The organism is Keratinibaculum paraultunense, assembly GCF_016767175.1.
Taxonomy (GTDB): Bacteria; Bacillota; Clostridia; order Tissierellales; family Tepidimicrobiaceae; genus Keratinibaculum; species Keratinibaculum paraultunense.
Genome location: NZ_CP068564.1, coordinates 586,708 through 608,674 on the forward strand (window position 1 = coordinate 586,708; position 21,967 = coordinate 608,674).

The 21,967-nt window shown below is 30.7% G+C and carries 23 protein-coding genes and 1 riboswitch; of the genes, 21 read left to right on the forward strand and 2 right to left on the reverse strand.

Annotation, left to right across the window (positions count from 1 at the left end; translation table 11 throughout):
* Positions 1-10 precede the first annotated feature (10 nt).
* From JL105_RS02740 to JL105_RS02790, 11 genes are all read left to right on the forward strand, one after another.
* Positions 11-1,519, forward strand: coding sequence for an ABC transporter ATP-binding protein (locus JL105_RS02740; protein ID WP_132026671.1), 1,509 nt, complete (start codon positions 11-13; stop codon positions 1,517-1,519).
* The gene (locus JL105_RS02745) at positions 1,506-2,618 is read left to right on the forward strand and encodes an ABC transporter permease (RefSeq protein WP_132026441.1); all 1,113 of its coding nucleotides are present in this window, start codon (positions 1,506-1,508) and stop codon (positions 2,616-2,618) included. Before JL105_RS02740 ends, JL105_RS02745 begins: the two co-directional genes overlap by 14 nt.
* Positions 2,619-2,646: 28 nt before the next feature.
* A complete protein-coding gene (locus JL105_RS02750; protein ID WP_132026669.1) occupies positions 2,647-3,540 on the forward strand; it encodes an ABC transporter permease in 894 nt (297 codons plus the stop codon).
* A 160-nt stretch (positions 3,541-3,700) separates the two neighbouring features.
* The gene (rpoN, locus tag JL105_RS02755; RefSeq protein WP_132026443.1) at positions 3,701-5,077 is read left to right on the forward strand and encodes an RNA polymerase factor sigma-54; all 1,377 of its coding nucleotides are present in this window, start codon (positions 3,701-3,703) and stop codon (positions 5,075-5,077) included.
* Between the two features lie 264 nt (positions 5,078-5,341).
* Complete coding sequence (locus tag JL105_RS02760; protein ID WP_132026445.1) at positions 5,342-6,376, forward strand: sugar-binding transcriptional regulator; 1,035 nt, start codon at positions 5,342-5,344, stop codon at positions 6,374-6,376.
* A gap of 37 nt (positions 6,377-6,413) precedes the next feature.
* The gene (gene gap / locus JL105_RS02765) at positions 6,414-7,418 is read left to right on the forward strand and encodes a type I glyceraldehyde-3-phosphate dehydrogenase (protein ID WP_132026447.1); all 1,005 of its coding nucleotides are present in this window, start codon (positions 6,414-6,416) and stop codon (positions 7,416-7,418) included.
* Positions 7,419-7,515: 97 nt separating this feature from the next.
* A complete protein-coding gene (locus JL105_RS02770; protein ID WP_132026449.1) occupies positions 7,516-8,709 on the forward strand; it encodes a phosphoglycerate kinase in 1,194 nt (397 codons plus the stop codon).
* A gap of 12 nt (positions 8,710-8,721) precedes the next feature.
* The gene (tpiA, locus tag JL105_RS02775) at positions 8,722-9,471 is read left to right on the forward strand and encodes a triose-phosphate isomerase (RefSeq protein ID WP_132026451.1); all 750 of its coding nucleotides are present in this window, start codon (positions 8,722-8,724) and stop codon (positions 9,469-9,471) included.
* A gap of 17 nt (positions 9,472-9,488) precedes the next feature.
* Complete coding sequence (gene gpmI, locus JL105_RS02780; protein WP_132026453.1) at positions 9,489-11,021, forward strand: 2,3-bisphosphoglycerate-independent phosphoglycerate mutase; 1,533 nt, start codon at positions 9,489-9,491, stop codon at positions 11,019-11,021.
* 43 nt (positions 11,022-11,064) lie between these two features.
* Positions 11,065-12,357 (forward strand): phosphopyruvate hydratase, encoded by a 1,293-nt coding sequence (gene eno / locus JL105_RS02785; RefSeq protein ID WP_132026455.1) that lies wholly within the window; start codon positions 11,065-11,067, stop codon positions 12,355-12,357.
* Between the two features lie 56 nt (positions 12,358-12,413).
* Positions 12,414-12,827 (forward strand): EamA family transporter, encoded by a 414-nt coding sequence (locus tag JL105_RS02790; RefSeq protein WP_132026457.1) that lies wholly within the window; start codon positions 12,414-12,416, stop codon positions 12,825-12,827.
* A gap of 246 nt (positions 12,828-13,073) precedes the next feature.
* Here the strand turns inward: JL105_RS02790 and JL105_RS11525 are convergent, their stop codons facing one another.
* Both JL105_RS11525 and JL105_RS11530 read right to left on the reverse strand, forming a co-directional pair.
* Entirely contained in the window at positions 13,074-13,457 is a 384-nt protein-coding gene (locus tag JL105_RS11525; RefSeq protein WP_273542378.1) for a Na+/H+ antiporter NhaC family protein, read from the reverse strand.
* A gap of 41 nt (positions 13,458-13,498) precedes the next feature.
* Positions 13,499-14,332 (reverse strand): Na+/H+ antiporter NhaC family protein, encoded by an 834-nt coding sequence (locus tag JL105_RS11530; RefSeq protein WP_273542370.1) that lies wholly within the window; start codon positions 14,330-14,332, stop codon positions 13,499-13,501.
* 301 nt (positions 14,333-14,633) lie between these two features.
* Here JL105_RS11530 and JL105_RS02800 point away from each other — a divergent pair, with 301 nt between their 5' ends.
* From JL105_RS02800 to JL105_RS02845, 10 genes are all read left to right on the forward strand, one after another.
* Positions 14,634-14,942, forward strand: a complete 309-nt coding sequence (locus JL105_RS02800; RefSeq protein ID WP_237722325.1) for an HI0074 family nucleotidyltransferase substrate-binding subunit — start codon at positions 14,634-14,636, stop codon at positions 14,940-14,942.
* Between the two features lie 3 nt (positions 14,943-14,945).
* The gene (locus JL105_RS02805; RefSeq protein ID WP_132026459.1) at positions 14,946-15,194 is read left to right on the forward strand and encodes a nucleotidyltransferase domain-containing protein; all 249 of its coding nucleotides are present in this window, start codon (positions 14,946-14,948) and stop codon (positions 15,192-15,194) included.
* Between the two features lie 380 nt (positions 15,195-15,574).
* Positions 15,575-16,066: a methylated-DNA--[protein]-cysteine S-methyltransferase gene (locus tag JL105_RS02810; RefSeq protein WP_132026461.1), complete on the forward strand. Its 492-nt coding sequence runs from the start codon at positions 15,575-15,577 to the stop codon at positions 16,064-16,066.
* 135 nt (positions 16,067-16,201) lie between these two features.
* A complete protein-coding gene (locus tag JL105_RS02815; RefSeq protein ID WP_237722294.1) occupies positions 16,202-16,408 on the forward strand; it encodes a glutaredoxin in 207 nt (68 codons plus the stop codon).
* A gap of 56 nt (positions 16,409-16,464) precedes the next feature.
* Positions 16,465-16,576, forward strand: a riboswitch (TPP riboswitch).
* Between the two features lie 46 nt (positions 16,577-16,622).
* Positions 16,623-17,447, forward strand: coding sequence for a hydroxyethylthiazole kinase (gene thiM / locus JL105_RS02820; protein ID WP_132026465.1), 825 nt, complete (start codon positions 16,623-16,625; stop codon positions 17,445-17,447).
* A complete protein-coding gene (gene thiE / locus JL105_RS02825; protein ID WP_132026467.1) occupies positions 17,434-18,087 on the forward strand; it encodes a thiamine phosphate synthase in 654 nt (217 codons plus the stop codon). Before thiM ends, thiE begins: the two co-directional genes overlap by 14 nt.
* Entirely contained in the window at positions 18,068-18,724 is a 657-nt protein-coding gene (locus tag JL105_RS02830) for an HAD family hydrolase (RefSeq protein ID WP_132026469.1), read from the forward strand. Before thiE ends, JL105_RS02830 begins: the two co-directional genes overlap by 20 nt.
* Entirely contained in the window at positions 18,709-19,488 is a 780-nt protein-coding gene (gene thiD / locus JL105_RS02835; RefSeq protein ID WP_132026471.1) for a bifunctional hydroxymethylpyrimidine kinase/phosphomethylpyrimidine kinase, read from the forward strand. The genes JL105_RS02830 and thiD overlap by 16 nt, the downstream gene beginning before the upstream one ends.
* A 98-nt stretch (positions 19,489-19,586) precedes the next feature.
* Positions 19,587-20,363 carry an ABC transporter ATP-binding protein gene (locus JL105_RS02840; RefSeq protein ID WP_132026473.1) on the forward strand — a complete coding sequence of 259 codons (777 nt, stop codon included), beginning with the start codon at positions 19,587-19,589 and terminating at the stop codon, positions 20,361-20,363.
* Positions 20,350-21,897: a hypothetical protein gene (locus tag JL105_RS02845; RefSeq protein ID WP_132026475.1), complete on the forward strand. Its 1,548-nt coding sequence runs from the start codon at positions 20,350-20,352 to the stop codon at positions 21,895-21,897. The genes JL105_RS02840 and JL105_RS02845 overlap by 14 nt, the downstream gene beginning before the upstream one ends.
* Positions 21,898-21,967 lie beyond the last annotated feature (70 nt).

The following is a 21,967-nucleotide window of genomic DNA, read 5'->3' on the forward strand; positions in this document are numbered from 1 at the left end:
AGTTATTGAGATGAAAAATATTACTAAGAAGTTTGGTGACTTTGTTGCAAATGATAATATTGATTTAACAGTTCATAAAGGAGAAATACATGCATTATTGGGGGAAAATGGGGCTGGGAAGACCACCTTGATGAATATATTATATGGTTTATATAAACCAACCTCTGGAGAAATATATATAAATGGTAAAAAAATTGATATTACTAATCCTAGTGTTGCAATAGAGAACGGTATTGGAATGGTTCATCAGCATTTTATGTTAGTAGAAACATTTACTGTAGTAGAAAACATAATATTAGGTATGGAAATTACTAAAAACATGGGAGTTTTAGATATTGAAAGAGCTACTAAGGAAATAGAAGAATTATCTAAAAAATATGGTCTTCATGTAGATCCTAATGCTAAAATACATGATATATCAGTAGGAATGCAACAAAGGGTTGAGATATTAAAAGCTCTGTATAGAGGAGCAGATATTTTGATATTAGATGAGCCAACTGCAGTATTGACTCCTCAAGAAATAGATGAATTGATGGAAATAATGAAGAGTTTATCTGATCAAGGAAAGACTATTATTATAATTACTCATAAACTTAAGGAAATAAAGCAGGTAGCAGATTACTGCACAGTCATAAGAAGGGGTAAAAAGATTGATACAGTAAAGGTGGCAGATATAGCAGAAGAGGATTTAGCAGCTATGATGGTAGGAAGACAAGTAAGTTTTAAGGTAGACAAAAAAGAAGTAGATATAGGAGATGTTATATTAAAAGTCGATAATTTAGTAGTTAAAGATAATAGGAATTTAAATGCAGTAAATGGTTTATCTTTGAAATTGCATAGAGGAGAAATATTGGGAATTGCTGGAGTTGATGGTAATGGGCAATCGGAATTTATAGAAGGAATTACAGGATTAAGACCAGTAGAAAGTGGAGTAGTTACTTTAAATGGAAAAGATATAACTAATTTAACTCCTAAAGAGATAATTGAAAGTGGAATTAATACAATTCCTGAAGATAGGCAAAGAAGAGGATTAGTATTGGAATTTACAGTTGCTGAAAATATGATACTAGAAAATTACTATAAAGAACCTTTTTCTACTAAAGGTAGATTAAATCATGAATCAATTTCAAATTTTGCAATAGAACTTATAGATAAATTTGATATAAGACCACAAGATCATAATCATAAAGTTGGTGAACTTTCTGGTGGTAATCAACAAAAAGTTATATTGGCTAGAGAAATATCCAATAATCCTGATGTATTAATAGCAGCGCAGCCTACAAGGGGATTAGATGTGGGAGCTGTCGAATTTATTCACAAGTATTTAATAGAACAAAGGGATAATGGAAAAGCAGTATTATTAATTTCTTTTGAATTAGATGAGATTATGAATCTTTCTGATAGAATAGCAGTTATATTTAATGGAAAAATTATAGATATAATGGATGCAAAAGAAGCAGATGAAAGAACTCTAGGTTACTTAATGGCTGGAGGAGGTACAATAGATGAAGCGAAATAGATTTATAATGATAGGAATATCCATATTGTTGGGACTAATTGTAGGGGCTATAGTATTATTGATAGCAGGGTTTAATCCTTTAGAAGCTTATGGAGTTATGATAAAGGGTGTTTTTGGAAGTCCTAAGTATATATCATGGACTATAATTAGGTCTACTCCATTAATTCTAACTGGTATATCGGTAGCATTTGCTTTTAGAACAGGCTTATTTAATATAGGAGCAGAAGGACAATTTATAATAGGTAGTTTAGTTGCAACTTTAGTAGGTTATTTTGTAAAACTTCCTCCAATTATTCATCCAATAGTAGCATTATTAGCTGGAGCATTGGCAGGAGCGTTGTGGGCTGGATTTGCTGGGTTATTGAAAGCAAAATTTGGAATAAATGAAGTAATTACCACTATTATGTTAAATTGGATTGCATTATATTTTAGCAATTTTATGGTATTTACCAAAGCATTTAAAAGACCTAACAAAGATGCATCTCATAGGATATTGGAGTCTGCTAGTATAAATGTACTAGGAAAATGGAAAACTTCTGAAGCTGGAAAAGCTTTTTTAGTAGAGCATAAGTTTTGGAAAGAATTTTTAAATCCACCAGTAAATTATGGTTTTATAATTGCCATATTGGTAGCTATGCTAATATGGTATATATTAAAACATACTACATTAGGTTATCAACTTAGGGCAGTAGGGTTCAATAAAGATGCTGCTGAGTATGGCGGTATAGATGTTAAGAAAAACATAGTGGTATCTATGATGATAGCAGGCGCATTATCTGGATTAGCAGGAGCAACTCAAGTATTAGGAGTATCCAAAGAAACAGCTATATTAGCTATAATGGAAGGTTATGGATTTGATGGAATAGCGGTATCTCTAATTTCTGGGAACAATCCTATAGGATGTATACCTGCAGCATTATTATTTGGTGCTTTAAAATATGGTGGTAGTAAATTACAGCCAGCTATAGGTGCACCGTTTGAGGTAATAAATATAATAATAGGTATTATAGTATTCTTCATAGCAATGCCAAAGCTAGTTGAAATGATTATTTCCTATAGAGAAAAGAAAAGAGGTGGGGAAGTTGAAAGCATTAAATGATTTAGGAATAATATTAGGGATTAGCTTAATGTATGCAGCACCATTGATGTATACTGCTTTGGGTGGGGTTATATCTGAAAACGCAGGTGTAGTAAATATAGGGTTAGAAGGTATGATGACTATTGGTGCATTTACAGGTGCAGCGGTATCATATTTTACGGGTAATCCATGGTTAGGGTTTTTAGCAGCTGGATTATCTGGCGGTGCGTTAGCATTGTTGCATGCTGTTGCATGTGTAACATTTGCTGCAGATCATGTAATATCAGGTACTGCTATAAATTTTATAGGACCAGGATTAGCACTATATCTATGTAAGATATTTTTTGATGGGGCTGCTATGACATTGCCTTTGGATTTAAATCATAAAATTCCAAGACCTCTTGATAGATTTTTTTCTACAAATTCTTTTTGGAATTCTGTATTAAATCAATATGCAACAGTATATATTGCATTTTTATTGGTGATATTGGTCTGGTTTATATTATATAAAACTAAATTAGGACTTAGGTTAAGATCTGTAGGTGAACATCCGAGAGCAGCGGATACTTTAGGAATAGATGTTTTTAAAATAAAATACTTAGCGGTTATTCTCTCTGGTATACTTGCAGGTTTTGGTGGAGCAGCATTGAGTATTGCCGTAGTATCAAATTATAGAATATCATTAATATCAGGGCAAGGGTTCATTGCATTGGCAGCCATGATATTTGGTAATTGGAAGCCTCAAGGAGCTATGTGGGGCTGTTTATTATTTGGAATAGCACAAGGTTTAGCAGTATATTTAGGAGGTACAAGTTTAAAAATATCATCCCAAATATTAGCTATGATACCTTATATTATAACTATAATAGTATTAGTATTCTTCGTTGGAGAAGCTACTGGTCCTGCAGCTAATGGTATACCTTATGAAAAGGATCAAGATTAATTAAAACCTTTGTTCTGTACAGAACAAAGGTTTTAATTAAAAATTTGTACTTATTTGGTATTTTGATCTAGTGGCAATATTTGATATAATAATACTAAGCGAGTAAGGTAGGATAACAAATTTTTTATTAATATTATTGATAATAATAGGAGTGAACCTAATGAAGTTAGGATATGACTTAGCCCTTGAACAAGTTCAAAAATTAGTAATGACGCCTGAATTAAGACAAGCTATTCAATTACTTCAATTTACTAGTCAAGAGTTAAATGAGTATTTGGAAAAACAAATAGAAGAAAATCCTTTATTAGAACTGGAGAATTCAACAAAAGATTATGAAAACATAGATGATTATGTTGACGAAAAAGAAGAAATTGATTGGAAAGAGTATATAGGTAAAGATGACGATGTAAGCTATCGACCTCAAGTGGATAAAAATGCAAAAGAATATAGTTTTGATAATTTTATTAGTTATTCTCCATCTTTAAAAGATGAACTGTTTTTTCAATTAAATGTATTAGAAATAAGCAAAGAGGAAAGGAAAATAGGAGAGATATTAATAGAGAATATTGATGAAAACGGATATCTTATGGCTTCAGTAGAACAAGTGGCTAAGGATTTTAGAGTAAATCCTAAAAAGGTTGAAAACGTTTTATCTATAATTCAAGGTTTTGAGCCTACAGGAGTTGGGGCAAGGAATCTTAAAGAATGTTTGTTGTTACAGATTAGAAAAGATAAAAATAAAAGCCCTAAAGTAGAAATAATAATTAATCATTATCTAGAAGATATTGCTTATAATCGATTATCTAAAATAGCAAAGGAACTGGATATGGACATAGATGAAGTTCAAGAAGCATGTGATTATATAAAAACACTAGAACCTAAACCAGGAAGATGTTTTAGTAGCGAAGAACAAGTAAAATATATAACTCCTGATGCTACCATCGAGTGTATAGATGGGGAATATATTATAATATTAAATGATGTTACAGGACCTAGGCTTAATATAAATAATTTTTATAAAGAATTATTACAAAAAGGGAAAGATGCAAAAGCTACAGAATATCTCACTAAAAAATTAAATTCTGCTATGTGGATAATTAAAAGTATTGAGCAGAGAAGAATGACTATATATAAAGTAATTGAGTCTATATTAAAATTTCAAAAGGACTTTTTCGAAATTGGAGAAAAAGGTTTAAAACCGCTTACATTGAGTGAAGTGGCTGAAGATATTGAAATGCATGAATCAACAGTGAGTAGAGCTACAAATGGTAAATATGTTCAAACTCCGAAGGGTTTGTATGAATTAAAATTTTTCTTTTCTAGTGGTTTTGCCACTGATGGTGGTGAGATATCTTCTATTAGTATTAAGTCTATTATTAAGGATTTAATAGAAAGAGAAAATCCCAAAAAACCCTACAGTGATCAGAAAATATCGGATATATTAAAAGCTAAAGGTATAAATATTTCCAGAAGAACTGTTGCAAAATATAGAGATGAATTGGAGATTCCATCTTCAACTGTGAGGAGAAGATATTAATTTTATTAAGGTGTAAAATTGTTGATCCTAGGGTTGGTAATATGACCAACTCTAATTTTATATTAATGTTTTTTATGGCTTAATAACTATTGAAAAGAAAGTTCATATGGTTTATAATTAGATTAAGGTGAAATTGCCTTTTAATTTTTGCAGGTCATGGGACAGATTTTATACATAAGGGACACTATATGTCCCGGAGGTTTAAAATTATGTATTTTTCATATACTATTTGTGATTAGTTTACAAAAGGTGGGGCTAATTAATATGGATTTAATTGAATTGGGAAAAAAAATTGTCCCTGAAGTATTTGATATAATTGAATTGAGATATAATATTTTAAGGACTATATATTATAATCAACCTATTGGTAGAAGAGGACTATCATATCAACTTAATATAGGAGAAAGAACTATTAGAAGGGAAGTAAACATTCTCAAAGAATATGGATTGTTGAATATAGAAAGCATGGGTATGTATGTAACAGAGGAAGGAAAAAATGTAATTAAAGAAATGGAAAAAATCATGCATAGAATAAAAGGAATTTCAAATTTAGAAGAAGCACTAACAAATTTATTAAAAGTAGATAAGATTCTAATAGTTCCAGGAAATTCTGATGATAATAATTTAACATTGAAAGATATGGGCAAGGTTGCTTCTATGACTCTAAGGAAATTAATAAAAGAAGGTTCTATAATAGGAGTGACCGGTGGAACTACAATGGCTCATGTAGCAGAAGAAATGCCATTAGGAAAAGTTGCAAATGATGTATTAGTTATTCCGGCTAGAGGAGGGTTAGGAAAAGAGGTAGAAACTCAATCCAATAGTATAGCTGCAAAACTAGCTAAAAAGTTAGATGCTAATTATAAATTGCTACATGTACCAGATAATGTAGATAAAGTAACCTTGAACGCAATACTTAATGTACCTGATGTAAAGGAAATAATAGAATTGATACGTGATATGGACATATTAATATTTGGTATTGGAAGAGCTGATGTAATGGCAAAAAGAAGACAGCTTTCGAAAGAAAAAATTGATGATATAATTAATAAAGGTGCTGTTGCTGAGGCTTTTGGTCACTATTTTAATATAGAAGGAAAAGAAGTATGGGAATCTTTAACTGTAGGAATATCTTTAGATACTTTTCAAAAGATAGATAATGTAATAGGAGTTGCTGGAGGGGAAGAAAAAGCAGAAGCTATAATGGCTATAGCATCACTAAGAAAGAATATGACAATTATAACTGATGAAGGAGCTGCAAAAAAAATAATTAAAATAGCTAAAAAAGCTACAAGGTAGCTTTAATATAAAAATACAATATTAAGGAGGAATATTTATGACAATGAAAGTTGGATTAAGTGGATTTGGAAGAATAGGGAGAGATTTTTTAAGAATTTACTTTGAAAATGATGTAGATGATTTTGAAATAGTAGCATTAAATGCCTCAGGAGATTTAAATACTTTAGCTCATCTATTTAAATATGATTCATTATATGGGAAATTTAATGGAACTATAGAAGTGGTAGAAGATGGATTTATAATCAATGGAAAGAAGATAAAAAGAGTAGATCATAGAAATCCTTCAGAAATTCCATGGAAAGATTTAGGAGTTGAGTTAGTAATTGATTCTACAGGAGCTTTTAGAGACAGAGAAGGATTATCTAAACATATAGAAGCAGGAGCTAAGAAGGTTATAGTTACAGCCCCTGCAAAGAATGAAGATATTACTATAGTAATGGGAGTTAATGAAGATAAATATGATCCAGAAAAGCATAATATTATCTCTAATGCTTCTTGTACAACCAATTGTCTTGCTCCAGTAGCAAAGGTAGTATTAGATAATTTTGGAATTAAAAAAGGTCTTATGACTACTGTTCATGCTTATACTAATGATCAACAAATATTGGATAAAAGACATAAAGATTTAAGAAGAGCAAGAGCGGCAGCTCTATCAATTATACCTACTACTACAGGAGCAGCTAAAGCAGTAGCTTTAGTTATTCCAGAATTAAAAGGAAAATTGAATGGATTTGCAATGAGGGTTCCAACTCCTACAGTTTCTGTTGTAGATGTGGTTTTTGAAGTAGAGAAAGCTACAACAGCGGAAGAAATAAATAATGCATTTAAAGCTGCAAGTGAAGGTTCATTAAAAGGTATATTATGTTACTCAGAAGAGCCTTTAGTATCTGTAGATTATAAGGGTGATCCTCGTTCTTCTATAGTAGATGGATTATCAACTATGGTAATTGATAATATGGTAAAGGTAGTTTCATGGTACGATAATGAGTGGGGATATTCTCATAGAGTAGTTGATTTAGCAGCGATGGTAGCAAATAAATAATTAAATTTAAGGGCGACTAAAGGTCGCCCAATTGGATTTTAAAATAAATCTAGACAATTATTACTTATAAATTAAATTAGTTTGAGAGGTGATATAAATGCTAAACAAAATGACATTGGAGGATATAGAAGTACAAGGTAAAAGAGTATTGGTTAGATGTGATTTTAATGTTCCTATGGATGATGAGGGAAATATTACTGATGATAGAAGAATAGTTAGTTCTTTACCTACAATTAAGTACTTAATGGAAAATGGTGCTAAGGTGATACTTATGTCTCATTTAGGAAGACCAAAAGGAGAAGCAAATCCTAAATATAGTTTAGCACCAGTAGCTAAAAAATTGTCAGAATTGCTAAATAAGGATGTTATATTTGCAAAAGATGATAAAGTTGTTAGTGATAATGTTAAGGAAATAGTTGCCAACATGAAAGAAGGAGATGTAGTTCTTTTAGAGAATACAAGATTTAGAAAAGAAGAAGAAAAGAATGAAGAAAGTTTTGCAAAAGAATTAGCATCTTTAGGAGATCTATATATAAATGATGCTTTTGGTACCTCTCATAGGGCTCATGCTTCCAATGTTGGAATTTCTAATTGGTTGCCATCAGCAGTGGGCTACTTAGTGGAAAAAGAAATATCCATTATGGGTAAAGCGTTAGAAAATCCAGAAAGACCCTTTGTGGCTATATTAGGTGGAGCAAAAGTATCAGATAAAATTGGGGTCATAAAAAATTTATTAAACAAAGTGGATACTATATTAATTGGAGGAGGCATGGCTTATACATTTTTAAAAGCTCAAGGCTATGAAATTGGTAAATCTATACTTGAAGAAGATAAATTAGATTTGGCTAATGAGCTTTTAAAAGAAGCTGAAAAAAGAGGAGCAAAATTATTATTACCTGTAGATGTGGTTGTGGCTAAGGAATTTAAAAATGATACGGAATTTAAAACAGTTAGTGTAGAGAATATTCCTGCAGATATGATGGGAATGGATATAGGTGAGGAAACTATAAAGTTATTTACAGAGGAAATAAAGAAAGCAAAAACTATAGTTTGGAACGGACCTATGGGAGTATTTGAAATGGAGAACTTTAATAAGGGAACTTATGCTATAGCTAGAGCTATGGCAGAGTCTGATGCTATAACGATAGTTGGTGGTGGTGATAGTGCTGCTGCTGTAGAAAAAGCTGGTTTTGCAGAAAAGATGACCCATATTTCTACAGGAGGAGGAGCGTCTTTGGAATTTTTAGAAGGGAAAGAGTTACCAGGAATTGCAGCTATTAGTGATAAATAAAGGAGGGTTTTGATGCGTAAACCAATTATTGCAGGGAATTGGAAAATGAATAATACTATATCCCAATCCCTAAAATTAATTAATGAAATTAAAAGCTATAATTTAAATGAAAATGTAGAAGTTGTAGTATGCGTTTCATTTACTAGTTTATATGAGGTAAAAAAAGAGTTAAAAGGAACTAATATAAAATTAGGTGCTCAAAACATGCACTGGGAAGATAGTGGAGCTTATACTGGAGAGATATCCCCTTTAATGCTAAAAGAAATAGGGATAGATTATTGTATAATAGGACATTCTGAGAGAAGGCAGTATTTTAATGAAACTGATGAAACTGTAAACAAAAAGATTAAATCAGCATTAAGACATGGCATTAAACCTATAGTATGTGTAGGAGAAACTTTAGAAGATAGAGAAAAGGCTAAAGAAAAAGAAATAGTTAAAGAACAAGTATTAAAAGCTTTGGAAGGTATAAATAAAAAAGAGGAAATTGAAAATATAGTTATTGCATATGAGCCAATTTGGGCTATAGGTACAGGAAAAACTGCATCTAGTGATGATGCCAATGAAATGTGTGGTTTTATTAGAAACACGATTTCTAAAAAATATGGTGTAGATATAAGTAAAAATATAAGAATCCAGTATGGAGGCAGTGTAAAACCTAATAATATAAAGGAATTAATGGATAAAGAGGAGATAGATGGAGCATTAGTTGGAGGTGCAAGCCTTAATGCTTCTGATTTTGTAAAATTAATAAACTATTAGATGTGGAGGATAAAGATATGATCAAACCAACAATGTTGATAATATTAGATGGTTGGGGATTAGGAAAAGAATATGAAGGAAATGCTATATATTTAGCCGATACTCCAAATTTTGATAGATATTTAAAAAAATATCCAAATACAAAATTGGAAGCTAGTGGTATGGCGGTGGGATTACCAGATGGTCAAATGGGGAATTCAGAGGTTGGACATTTAAATATAGGCTCTGGTAGGATAGTATATCAAGAATTGACCAAGATAACTAAGTCCATAGAAAATGAGGAATTTTTCAATAAGAAGGAATTTCTACAAGCTATAGATAATGTTAAAAAAAACAAATCAAAACTTCATATAATGGGTTTATTATCAGATGGTGGAGTACATTCCCATAATACCCACTTATATGCATTATTAGAATTATGCAAAAGGCAAAGCTTAGAAGATGTATATATTCATGTTTTCCTAGATGGAAGGGATGTACCCCCAACTATTGGAAAAAAACATTTAGAAGAATTAGAAGAAAAAATTACAGAGATTGGTGTAGGACATATTGCAACAGTATCAGGTAGATATTATGCTATGGATAGGGATAATAGATGGGAAAGAACTAAGCTTGCTTATGAGGCTATGGTTTTAGGCAAAGGGAAAAAAGACACTTCTCCAATAGAGGCTGTACAAAAATCTTATGATGAAGGAATAAATGATGAATTTGTGATACCAACAGTAATTACTCAAAATGATAAACCTGTGGCTACTATAGATAGTGGAGATTCGGTTATATTTTTTAATTTTAGACCTGATAGGGCTAGACAAATAACCAGAGCTATTGTAGATGATGAGTTTGAAGGTTTTCAAAGAGAAAAAGTAGTAGATGCTTTTTTTGTTACTATGACTGAATATGACAAAACTATAAAAAATGTCTATGTTGCTTTTAAGCCAGAAAAACCAGAAAACACTTTAGGAGAATATATAAGTAAATTAGGATTTAATCAGTTGAGAATTGCAGAAACAGAAAAATATGCTCATGTAACATTTTTCTTTAATGGAGGAAGAGAAGAACCTTATGAAAATGAGGATAGAGTATTAATTCCATCTCCTAAAGTAGCTACTTATGATTTAAAGCCAGAAATGAGTGCTATAGAAGTAAAAGATGAAGTGTTAAATAGATTAAATATGAATAAATATCATCTAATAATATTAAACTTTGCAAATCCTGACATGGTGGGGCATACAGGAGTAGTAGAAGCAGCAATAAAAGCTGTAGAAACAGTGGATTACTGTTTAGGTGAAATAATTGATTTACTTTTAAAAAAGGGAGGCAAAGCTTTAATAACTGCTGATCATGGTAATGTGGAGATGATGATAGATGAAAAGGATGGTAGCCCTATTACTTCTCACACTACTAACAAAGTGCCACTAATAATGGTTGGAGAAAGAGAAAATATTGAATTAAGAGAAGGTATATTAGCAGATATAGCACCTACTTTATTAGATATGATGGGACTGAAAAAGCCAAAGGAAATGACTGGTAACAGTTTGATAATCAATTAAAAATTACAGCTAAATTTACAAAGTGAATTAAGGAGGAATAAATATGAGTTTAATAACAGATGTATATGCTAGAGAAGTATTAGATTCTAGAGGAAATCCAACGGTAGAAGTAGAAGTTTGGACAGAATTAGATGCACATGGAAGAGCTTTAGTGCCATCAGGAGCAAGTACTGGAGCTTTTGAAGCTGTGGAATTAAGGGACGGAGACAAAGAAAGATATTTAGGTAAAGGAGTTATGAAAGCTGTAGATAATGTTAATAACATAATTGCAGAAGAGATTATTGGAATGGATGTATATGACCAAGTTGGTATAGATATGACTCTTATAGAATTAGATGGAACAGAAAACAAGGGAAAACTTGGAGCAAATGCTATCCTTGGTGTATCCTTAGCAGTAGCAAGAGCAGCAGCTAATGAATTGGGAATGCCTTTATTTAATTATATAGGAGGAGTAAATGCAAAAGTATTACCTGTTCCTATGATGAATATTTTAAATGGTGGAGAACATGCGGATAATAATGTTGACATTCAAGAATTTATGATAATGCCTGTAGGAGCAGTTAATTTTAAAGAAGCTTTGAGGATGGGAGCAGAGATATTTCATAATTTAAAAGCAGTATTGAAATCTAAAGGTTTAAATACTGCGGTGGGAGATGAAGGTGGTTTTGCACCAAATTTAACCAGTAATGAAGAAGCTTTAAAAACCATAGTTGAAGCCATAGAAAAAGCAGGATATAAACCAGGTGAAGATGTATATTTAGCATTAGACGTAGCAGCTACTGAGATATATGATGAAGAGAAAAGGATATATAAACTAGAAGGAGAAAATAGGGAATTAACAGTAGATGAGATGATAGATTACTATGTAGAATTAGTAGAAAAATATCCAATTATATCTATAGAAGATGGTCTAGCAGAAGAAGATTGGGATGGATGGAAAAAGCTAACAGAGAGATTAGGAAATAAAATTCAATTAGTAGGAGATGACCTATTTGTTACCAATACTAAACGTTTAGAAAAAGGAATTGAATTAGGAGTATCTAATTCTGTATTGGTTAAATTAAATCAAATAGGTACGTTAACTGAAACACTGAATACTATTGAAATGGCAAAAGTTCATGGATATACAGCAGTAGTATCCCATAGATCTGGAGAAACAGAAGATACTACTATAGCTGATTTAGTAGTGGCAACTAATGCAGGACAGATAAAAACTGGAGCTCCTTCTAGAACAGATAGAGTAGCAAAATACAATCAACTATTAAGAATTGAAGACTTTTTAGGAGCTACTGGTGAATATAGAGGTAAAAAAGCTTTTTATAATATAAAGAAATAGTAAGGATTTCCTTACTATTTCTTTATATTAAATTTATAGAGAGGAGATTGTTTATAATGTGGAAATTATATGCGATTTTATCTGCATTATTTGCAGCTTTAACTTCAATCCTTGCTAAAATTGGTATAAAGGGAGTCGATTCTAATCTTGCTACAGCAATTCGTACTGTTGTTATTATATTTTTATCATGGGGAATTGTATTTTTAACAGGAGCACAGTCTGGAATTAAAGATTTAACTAAGCAAAATTGGATATTTTTAATATTATCAGGGATTGCAACTGGATTATCTTGGATGTTTTATTATAAAGCTATATCTATTGGAGATGTATCAAAGGTAGCACCTATTGACAAATCTAGTATAGTTCTTACTTTAATATTATCTTTTTTAATATTAGGGGAAAAATTTACTTTAAAAACTATAATAGCAAGTGTACTTATAATAGCAGGAACATTTGTGATGTTACTGTAAACTATTCTTTGCGTGCAAGAGCATGCAAGAGGGATGGGTCTTTTTGCATTTTTGCGTCTTATGCATCCAAATCAGTGTTTGCTTTAATTTAAATTATAAATACTTTATTGTAATTTTAAAAGTAGAAACTTTTTTCTTATCTCTAAATAGAAAAAAGTTTCTACTTTATATTAAATATTTAATATAAATATATTAGAAAATTATATACTTGTAATAATAAAGAATATTTTTAAAAAATAACTTTTATCATATTTCTTTAGTTTCTATTATTGTATCTGGATCGTCTTCAATTTTGGCTACTGTTATACCAGGTATACTTAATAAAATGACAGCAATTGGCATTAGATAGTTGAAAAATGCCCATTTCCCATATTGAAAAGTAGAAACTCCTAATATTCCTGTCATAAACACACCACATGTATTCCAACTTCCTGGCACTACAATGGAAATATATTGTTCTGGCATGGTCATATTGCTGAAAATACAAGTAAATACTGTCATGGTTATTAGTCCAGTAACACTCTTTATTTTTCTTAAAAGGACTTCTACTATAACTTCTAATTGTCCTGTTTTTTCCATGATACCACCAAACATCATGGCTATTATAGTTAAAGAGATAGAGTACATCATATTATTCAAACCACCTGCAGTTAACAATTCATCTATTATCGTTATTCCTGTATTCCTGTATTACTAACAAAACCGCTATAACTAGCACTTAAAATTTGACCGAAATTTGCACCTTGAAATATAAAAGCTTCAATGATTCCTAGTATTATCCCAATAGTTATTCCAGGTATAGCAGGAACTTTAAATGCAATTGAGATAATTACTGCTAAAGGTGGAAGTAGTAATAATGGCGAAATATTAAATGCTGAAGCTAAACCTTCTTGTATTGTAACAATAGAAGACATATTTGCAGATGAACCTACATACTTAAAACCTAAGAATAAATATAATATTGCACATATAATATAAACTATTAAGGTACTCTTGAGCATAAACTTAATATGTGTAAATACATCAGTACCTGAAACTGCAGGTGCTAAATTAGTTGTATCAGATAATGGAGATAATTTATCCCCAAAATAAGCCCCAGAAATAATGGCTCCAGCTGCAATAGGTGCAGGTATTCCTAGTCCTGAGGCAATGCCCATTAATGCAAGCCCCATGGTGCCAGCTGTTCCCCAGCTGGTTCCTGTTGCAATGGAAGTAATAGAACATATAATCAATGTAGCTACTAGAAATATTTGAGGTTTTAGTATATGTAATCCATAATAAATCATACTGGGAACTACTCCTGCTAACAGCCAAACACCAATTAAAAGACCTATAATTGCAAGGATAACTACTGCTTGTAATGCTTGATAAATACCGTCAAACATGCTTTTTTCAATTTCATTCCAACTATATCCTATTTTTAGAGCAATAAGAGCAGCAAACATTGTTCCTATTAACATTGGAATATGAGGATCTGCTTTAAATTTTGCAATACTTATTGCCATTATAAAAATAAGAAAACCAAATGATAAAAGCGATTCATACAAATTTTGTAATATTTTATTTGCTGTTTACATATCAAAGGCTAAAGGCATTGATTTATCTATGATTCAGAAAAAAATGCGGAAACTCAAGAAATAAGATACGGGTTTATAAGATATCATAAATAAGGTATAATATAAGTAACTATAATTTAAAAATCGGAGGGGGCTTTTAATTAGTGAGTTTAAAGATATAAGGTGGAGACAAAGATTCACCAACTTTGAGAAATCATATAAATCTTTAAGTAAATATATTGATAAATCTATTGAGACAGAGTTGGAACGAGCAGGTATTATCCAATTATTTGAAATCTCATTTGAGCTCTCATGGAAACTCATGAAAGGTTATCTAGAATTCCAACAATTAATTGTGAAAAGTCTAAGGGAAGCAATTAAACAGGCTTATCAGATAGAATTAATTGATCATGGGCATACTTGGATTGATGCTTTAGCAGACAGAAACTTAACAGTCCATACTTATGATGAGGACTTAGTGAAAAAATGGTTGAAGATATTTCCACTATTTACTATCCACAACTTAAGAAATTATATGAAAAATTGGTTAAGGAACTAAAAAATGTATGGATTATTAGAAAGAGACTTTAAATTTATATTAAAAGCTATTAATGGGTATCCAGAAATAGAAGAAGTTATTATTTTTGAAAGTAGGGCAATGGAGAATTATAAAAAAGGTCTTGGTATCGACCTAGCCCTTAAAGGAGAAAAATTTAAACATCATTCATATAGACAGTGTGGGAAAAATAATTTGGGAAAAGTAAGCCTCTTTGAGAGGATTTTAAATTGTAATAAACTCATAGGTAATTAGTTCAATAAACAATAAATCTTAGTGACCAAGATTATTTAATCTGGGTCTTGTTTTGCAACTGGTGCTGGTAAGATCATTTCCACTGTATTTCCTTAAATAAAGGCTATTGGTGAAGGTATTGCTTCTAAGGTTTTTTATTTGACTGCAAATACTATTACAAGGCAAGCAGCTTTAAACTCTACATATGCAAGTGGGACGGATCTTTTTGCATCTTATACTAATACCCTGTGCTGCAATCAGTGCTTATTTTGGCTTAAACTACATTTTTGATGGAATTATCGTTTACTTTATATTAACTTTATGTGATATTGCTTTTAGGAAATCGATAAAAGTTAAGTATGATTAATTATAAAAGTATAAGTAAAAAGAGGATGTGTACTATGAAAATTGTTTATGATACATATGATTCACCAATAGGACTGATTCATGTAGTAGTAGATGAAATTGGGGTTAAAAAAGTATCTCTTTTTAAAGAGGATTGGGAAGATTATTTAACAGAAAATGCAGATATTAAATTAGATAAACAAACTTGCAAAGATGTTGTTATTCAATTAGATGAATACTTTAATAAAAAGAGAAAAAATTTTCAACTACCCTTATCTATTGAAGGTACAGAATTTAGAATTAAGGTTTGGAATGCATTAGGAGAGATACCTTATGGTGAGGTTAGAAGCTACTTACAAATAGCAGAAGCAATAGGAAATCCTAAAGCTGTAAGAGCAGTAGGACAAGCAAATAAAGCCAATCAATTACCAATAATTATCCCTTGCCATAGAGTAATAGGTAAAAATGGAGATTTAGTAGGTTTTGCTGGAGATAAAATAAATGTGAAAAGATTTCTACTTGAGTTAGAAGGGGCAATAAAAATATAAGTTATGTTAAATGTAGAATTATTATTTAACTAAAATATCATATATGGTATACTAAAGTAAATAATATTGAAAGGGGAAATTTAAGTGGATAAGATAATTGTTTTTGGTAGCAAGCATTGACCAGATTGTGAACCAGTGAAAGAGTATCTTTCAAAAAATAATGTAAAATTTGCATACTTAGATATTACTGAAAACATGTTTAATTTAAAGAAATTTTTAAAATATAGAGACAATAGGAAAGAATTTGATGAAATAAAAAAAGCGGGAAGAGTAGGTCTTCCATGTATAGTTGTAAATGATGGAGAACAGATTATTTTTGACTACAAAGATTTAAAGATATAAACAAATCTAATTTGGATGAAAAATATTTATATGCTATAATGAAGTTGTACAATTAAAAAATAAGGAATGGGAGCTTAGTTAAACTTTGCTGAGAGGAACTGTGGTGTCAGTTCGACCATTTGACCTGATTTGGGTAATGCCAACGTAGGGATCATTTAATATTATTATTGAGACTTGCAATGGCAGGTCTTATTTTATTTTAGGAGGGATATAAGTGTATAGCCAATTATTTAAAAATGTACATAAAAAAACACCAATAGTACATTGTATTACTAACTATGTCACAGTAAATGATGTAGCCAATATCATTCTTGCATCAGGTGCTTCTCCTATAATGGCAGATGATATTGAAGAGGTTTCTGATATTACTTCTATTAGCAATTCATTGGTATTAAATATAGGAACATTAAATACTAGAACTATAGAGTCTATGATACAAGCTGGTAAAACATCAAATGAATTAAATCATCCTGTAGTTTTAGATCCTGTGGGAGTAGGAGCTTCCAGGCTTAGAATGGAGGCTACTTTAAGATTGTTAGAGGAAGTTAATTTTTCTGTAATAAAGGGTAATGCTTCGGAAATTAAGGCAATACTCAATAAAACGAAAACTTCAGGTGGAGTTGATGTAAGTTTAGAAGATATAATAAATGATAGAAATATAGATGAATACATACAAGTAGCAAAAGAAGTTAGTAAAGCCAATGATGCAGTAGTAGCAATCACTGGACCTATAGATATAGTTACCAATAAAGATAAAACTTACATTATTAGAAATGGGCATAAAAACATGGGGAAAATAACAGGAACAGGTTGTATGTTAGCAGGGATAATAGGTGGATTTATAGGTGCTAATCCAGAAAATATATTAGATAGCACAGCAGTAGCTATTGCAGCAATGGGATTGTGTGGAGAATTAGCAAATGGAAAAGTTGTGAAAGAAGGTTTAGGTAATGGTTCTTTAAGAACTTACTTAATTGATTATATGAGTAATTTAGATGAAACTACATTAATGGGAGGTATTAAGATTGAAAATAGATAGAAAAGATTTGCTTCTTTATTTAGTTACAGATAGAACTTGGCTAAAAGATCAGACTCTTTCTGAGGTTGTAGAATTAGCTATAAAGAATAATGTAACATTTGTTCAGCTTAGAGAGAAAAATTTAGATTATGATAGATTTAAAAAGTTAGCTATTGAAATAAAAAAGATTACAGATAAATATAATATTCCTTTTGTCATAAATGACAATATTCAAATAGCCATTGAAGTAGATGCAGATGGAGTACATGTGGGACAAGATGATTTAGAAGCTTCAAGAGCAAGGGAAATATTAGGGGAAAACAAGATACTTGGAGTTTCTGTAAGCAATGTAGAAGAAGCTATAAAAGCTGAAAAAGCAGGAGCTGATTATTTAGGGGCAGGTTCTATATTTCCAACATCATCAAAATCAGATGCTATTTATATAGGTGTGGATGAAGTAAAGAAAATCACTAGAGCTGTTAATATTCCAGTAGTAGGCATAGGAGGAATAAATGAAACAAATATACATCTACTTAAAGATAGTGGATTAGATGGAATTGCTGTAATTTCTGCTATACTTTCTAAAGAAGATATAGCAGAAGCTACAAGAAATTTATACAATCTTTCAAAGGAGGTATTTTGTGAAAGGAGCAATATTTGATTTAGATGGTACTTTATTAGATTCTATGTGGCTGTGGGATAGTTTAGCTTATAAATATCTATTATCTATAGGTATTAATCCTCCTAGGGATTTGGATAAACAATTAGAAGAGTTAACATTAAGAGAAGCTTGTGTATATATGAAGGAAAAGTTTAATATAAGATATACACCAGACAAAATTAAAGAAGATATAGAAAGCTTATTAACAGATTATTATGCAAATAAGCTTCAATTAAAGCCTTATACATTAGAAATATTGAAAGAATTTAAAAATAGGGGCATAAAAATGGTTATAGCTACTTCTACAGATAAGCATCTTGTTTTGATGGCTTTAAATAGACATGGTATTTACGATTATTTTGAATTTATACAAACTGTAGAAGATGTTGGCATAAGTAAAGGCAATCCTAAGTTCTTTGAAATTACTATAAATAAATTAGGACTAAATCCTGAGGAAATTTGGGTATTTGAAGATGCTTTATATCCTATGATATCGGCTAAAAAATGTGGCTTAAATATTGTTGCAGTAAAAGATGAGTCTGCTTTAAAGGATTTAGAAAAAATAAAGGAAGTAGCTGATATATATATTGATAATTTTAGTCAATTGGGGGTAGATAAATTATGGAAAAGTTGTTAACTATAGCAGGGTCTGATTCTAGCGGTGGAGCTGGTATACAGGCAGATTTAAAAACTTTTGCTGCTCATAAAACTTATGGAATGAGTGTTATTACATCTGTAACAGCACAGAATACCAAAGGAGTAATAGATGTTATAGATTTACCAGGGGAATTTGTAGGGAAACAGCTTGATGCTGTATTTACTGATATATTCCCTGATGCAATAAAAATAGGTATGGTATCTAATGAAGAGATTATTGAAATTATAGCAGAAAAATTAAAACAATATAATGGGAAAAATATTGTAGTAGATCCTGTTATGGTATCTACTAGTGGGAGTAATTTAATGAAATCTTCTGCAACTAGGACTTTAGTTCAAAAGATATTCCCCTTAGCAGATATTATTACACCTAATATGTCTGAAGCATCTGTATTAAGTGGTATAGAAGTAAAAGATAAAGAGGATATGGAAAAAGCAGCTAAAATAATAGGAGAATTCATAAAAGGTGCAGTACTAGTTAAAGGTGGACATTTAGAGGACAGTGCTGATGATGTATTGTATATAGATGGAAAGATCCATTGGCTTAAAGGTGAAAGAATAGACAACCCAAATACCCATGGAACAGGATGTACTCTATCGTCTGCCATTGCTGCAAATATTGCAAAAGGTATGGATATATTAACAGCGGTAGAAGAAGCTAAACAATATCTATGGGGAGCTATAAATGCAAAATTAGATATAGGAAAAGGAAGAGGACCATTAAATCATTTATATAATATTTAAAAAATATTGATATTCAAACTAGTAAGATATATACTAAAAATAACAATGTTATTTTATAGACAAAAAGACAATTTTTATTTACAGAAAGGATGGGGTATATGGATAATGTGTTTATTGAAGCAATAGATTTGACTAAAAAATTTGGCGATTATACTGCAGTAGATCATATAAATTTTAAAATTAAGCCAGGGGAAATTTATGGATTTCTTGGACCTAATGGAGCAGGTAAAACTACAACTATAAGGATGTTAACTGGTACTTTAACTCCTACAAAGGGAGACATATTTATACAAGGACTTTCCATGGAAGATAATGAGCTGGAGATAAAAAGGCGAATTGGAGTAGTACTTGATGAACCTAAGATATATGAAGGCTTAAGGGGAAATGAATTTTTAGATTTTATAATAGGTGTGTATCAATTGGAAAAAGAGAATGTACTACCTAAAATTCAAGAATTATCTTTAGCTTTTAATGTGGATTATTTAGACGATTATATAGGAGATTATTCCCACGGTATGAGACAAAAGTTGATGCTAGTATCTGTTTTAATGCGTCAACCAAAGGTGATGTTTTTAGATGAGCCTACTGTAGGACTTGATGCTCGTGCTGCACGAATATTGAAAGAATTGTTGCATAAATATGCAGAAGAAGGTTCTACTATATTTTTAACTACCCATGTATTGGAAATAGCCGAAAAGATGTGTAATAGGATAGGTATAATAGATAAAGGACAGCTTATAGCAGAAGGTACATTGGAAGAATTGAGAAATTTGAGCCATGAAGGGCACACTAGTCTAGAGGATTTATTCTTAGAACTTACTGGAAATGAGGATGTTAGTGATATAGTGGAGGCTTTGCAAAATGAGAGACCTTAAACTTTTATATAAATACGCCACAAAAACGTCTAAACCCAATAAATCAAATGGTAAAAAGTTTGGTAATGCTATAAATTGGGCAATGTCATTGTTTTTTATAGTTTTAATGGCCATTCCAATGATAATGATGTTTTATGAAATGGCTAATATGCTAGCTGTACCTGTTTCCAGCTTAGGTTTACCATATAAAGGATATTTATTTGATATTTACATGTTTTTATATCCTGCTACTTTTGGATTGATGGCTATTCTCACGTTGGTCCCAAGTATGGTATTTAATGTATTTGAAGCAGATGATATGACATTTTTATTAACATTGCCCATAAAAAGATCGACTATATTTATATTTAAAGCTTCTATGGGTTTATTTATGGGAGTACTTCCATTATTAATGTTAATTATTTTAGGTCTATGTTATGGTGTAGCTTTTAAATTAAATATATTGTTAAGCATAATAGGATTATTGTTGTTTATGGTTTTTATATTTCTTTTTTCTTTTACCATAGGTTCTATCATGGCACGATTTATGAAAAAATCGACTGCAAATATATTTTCTCAAATATTTTTATATGTTAGTATAATTGCTTATGTAGTTGTAATGAATGTATTTCCCAGGCAAGCAGAAAATTTTGAAGCTATTCTAGATAGTTTTCATGGTATTTTTGGAATCCTGGAAGGGAAATATGCATGGATAATGCCTACTAATTGGTTTTTGTATGCAGTTAAAGGGGATAATAGAGTATTTATTCTTTTAGGGCTATTATCTATAATATTTGCATTTGTAATAATAAAGGCAACAAATGTATTCAATATGGATAGTGGACGAAGTAAAAGTAAAACAAAAAAAGGAATTCAAATATCTCGTTATCCAATCATAAAGAAAGAAATACGACTTATTTTTAGGAATCCAAAAAATATTTTTAGTATATCCTATGCTATTATATTTCCTTTGGTGTTTACTTATATAAATAAATCTATATTAAGTGGAGCTATGTTTGTGGCATTATTTTCTGCATTATATACTGCTATTTTAAGTATTCAACTTATAACTGAAGAAAAAAAGAGCTGGCCTTTTTTAAAATTGTTGCCTATAGATATGGATAAAGTTATAAGATATAAGGCATTTATACCTGCCATAATTTATACATTGGATTATGTAATCGTATTGTTAGTTGGATATTTATTGATTGATGTGGAACCAATAATATTTTTAAGTATTATTCCTATGATAGCAGTTATATTGTATTCTTCAGCTTTTGGTTTAAATATTTTTTTAAATGATCCTCAGCGAAGTTTAGTTGGTGATGGATTTAAGCTTAAGTTTTCAGAGAGTATGTTAATTCAATTTGGCACTATTATTTTAAGTTTAGGAGTTATAATTCCCTTTCAAATGCAGACTAATATTAAGCCTACATCTCCAATATGGTATAAAGTTTTAGCAATGGGATTACCTTGGACTATTATGATTATAGCTATAATACTTGTAAAAAGCACATTAAAAAAGGTAAAAATTAGAATAGAAACTTGGGAATAAAAACTTTATTTGTGTTATTACAAAAGACTAGTTAAATGGCTAGTCTTTTGTAATTAAGAATTATTATTTT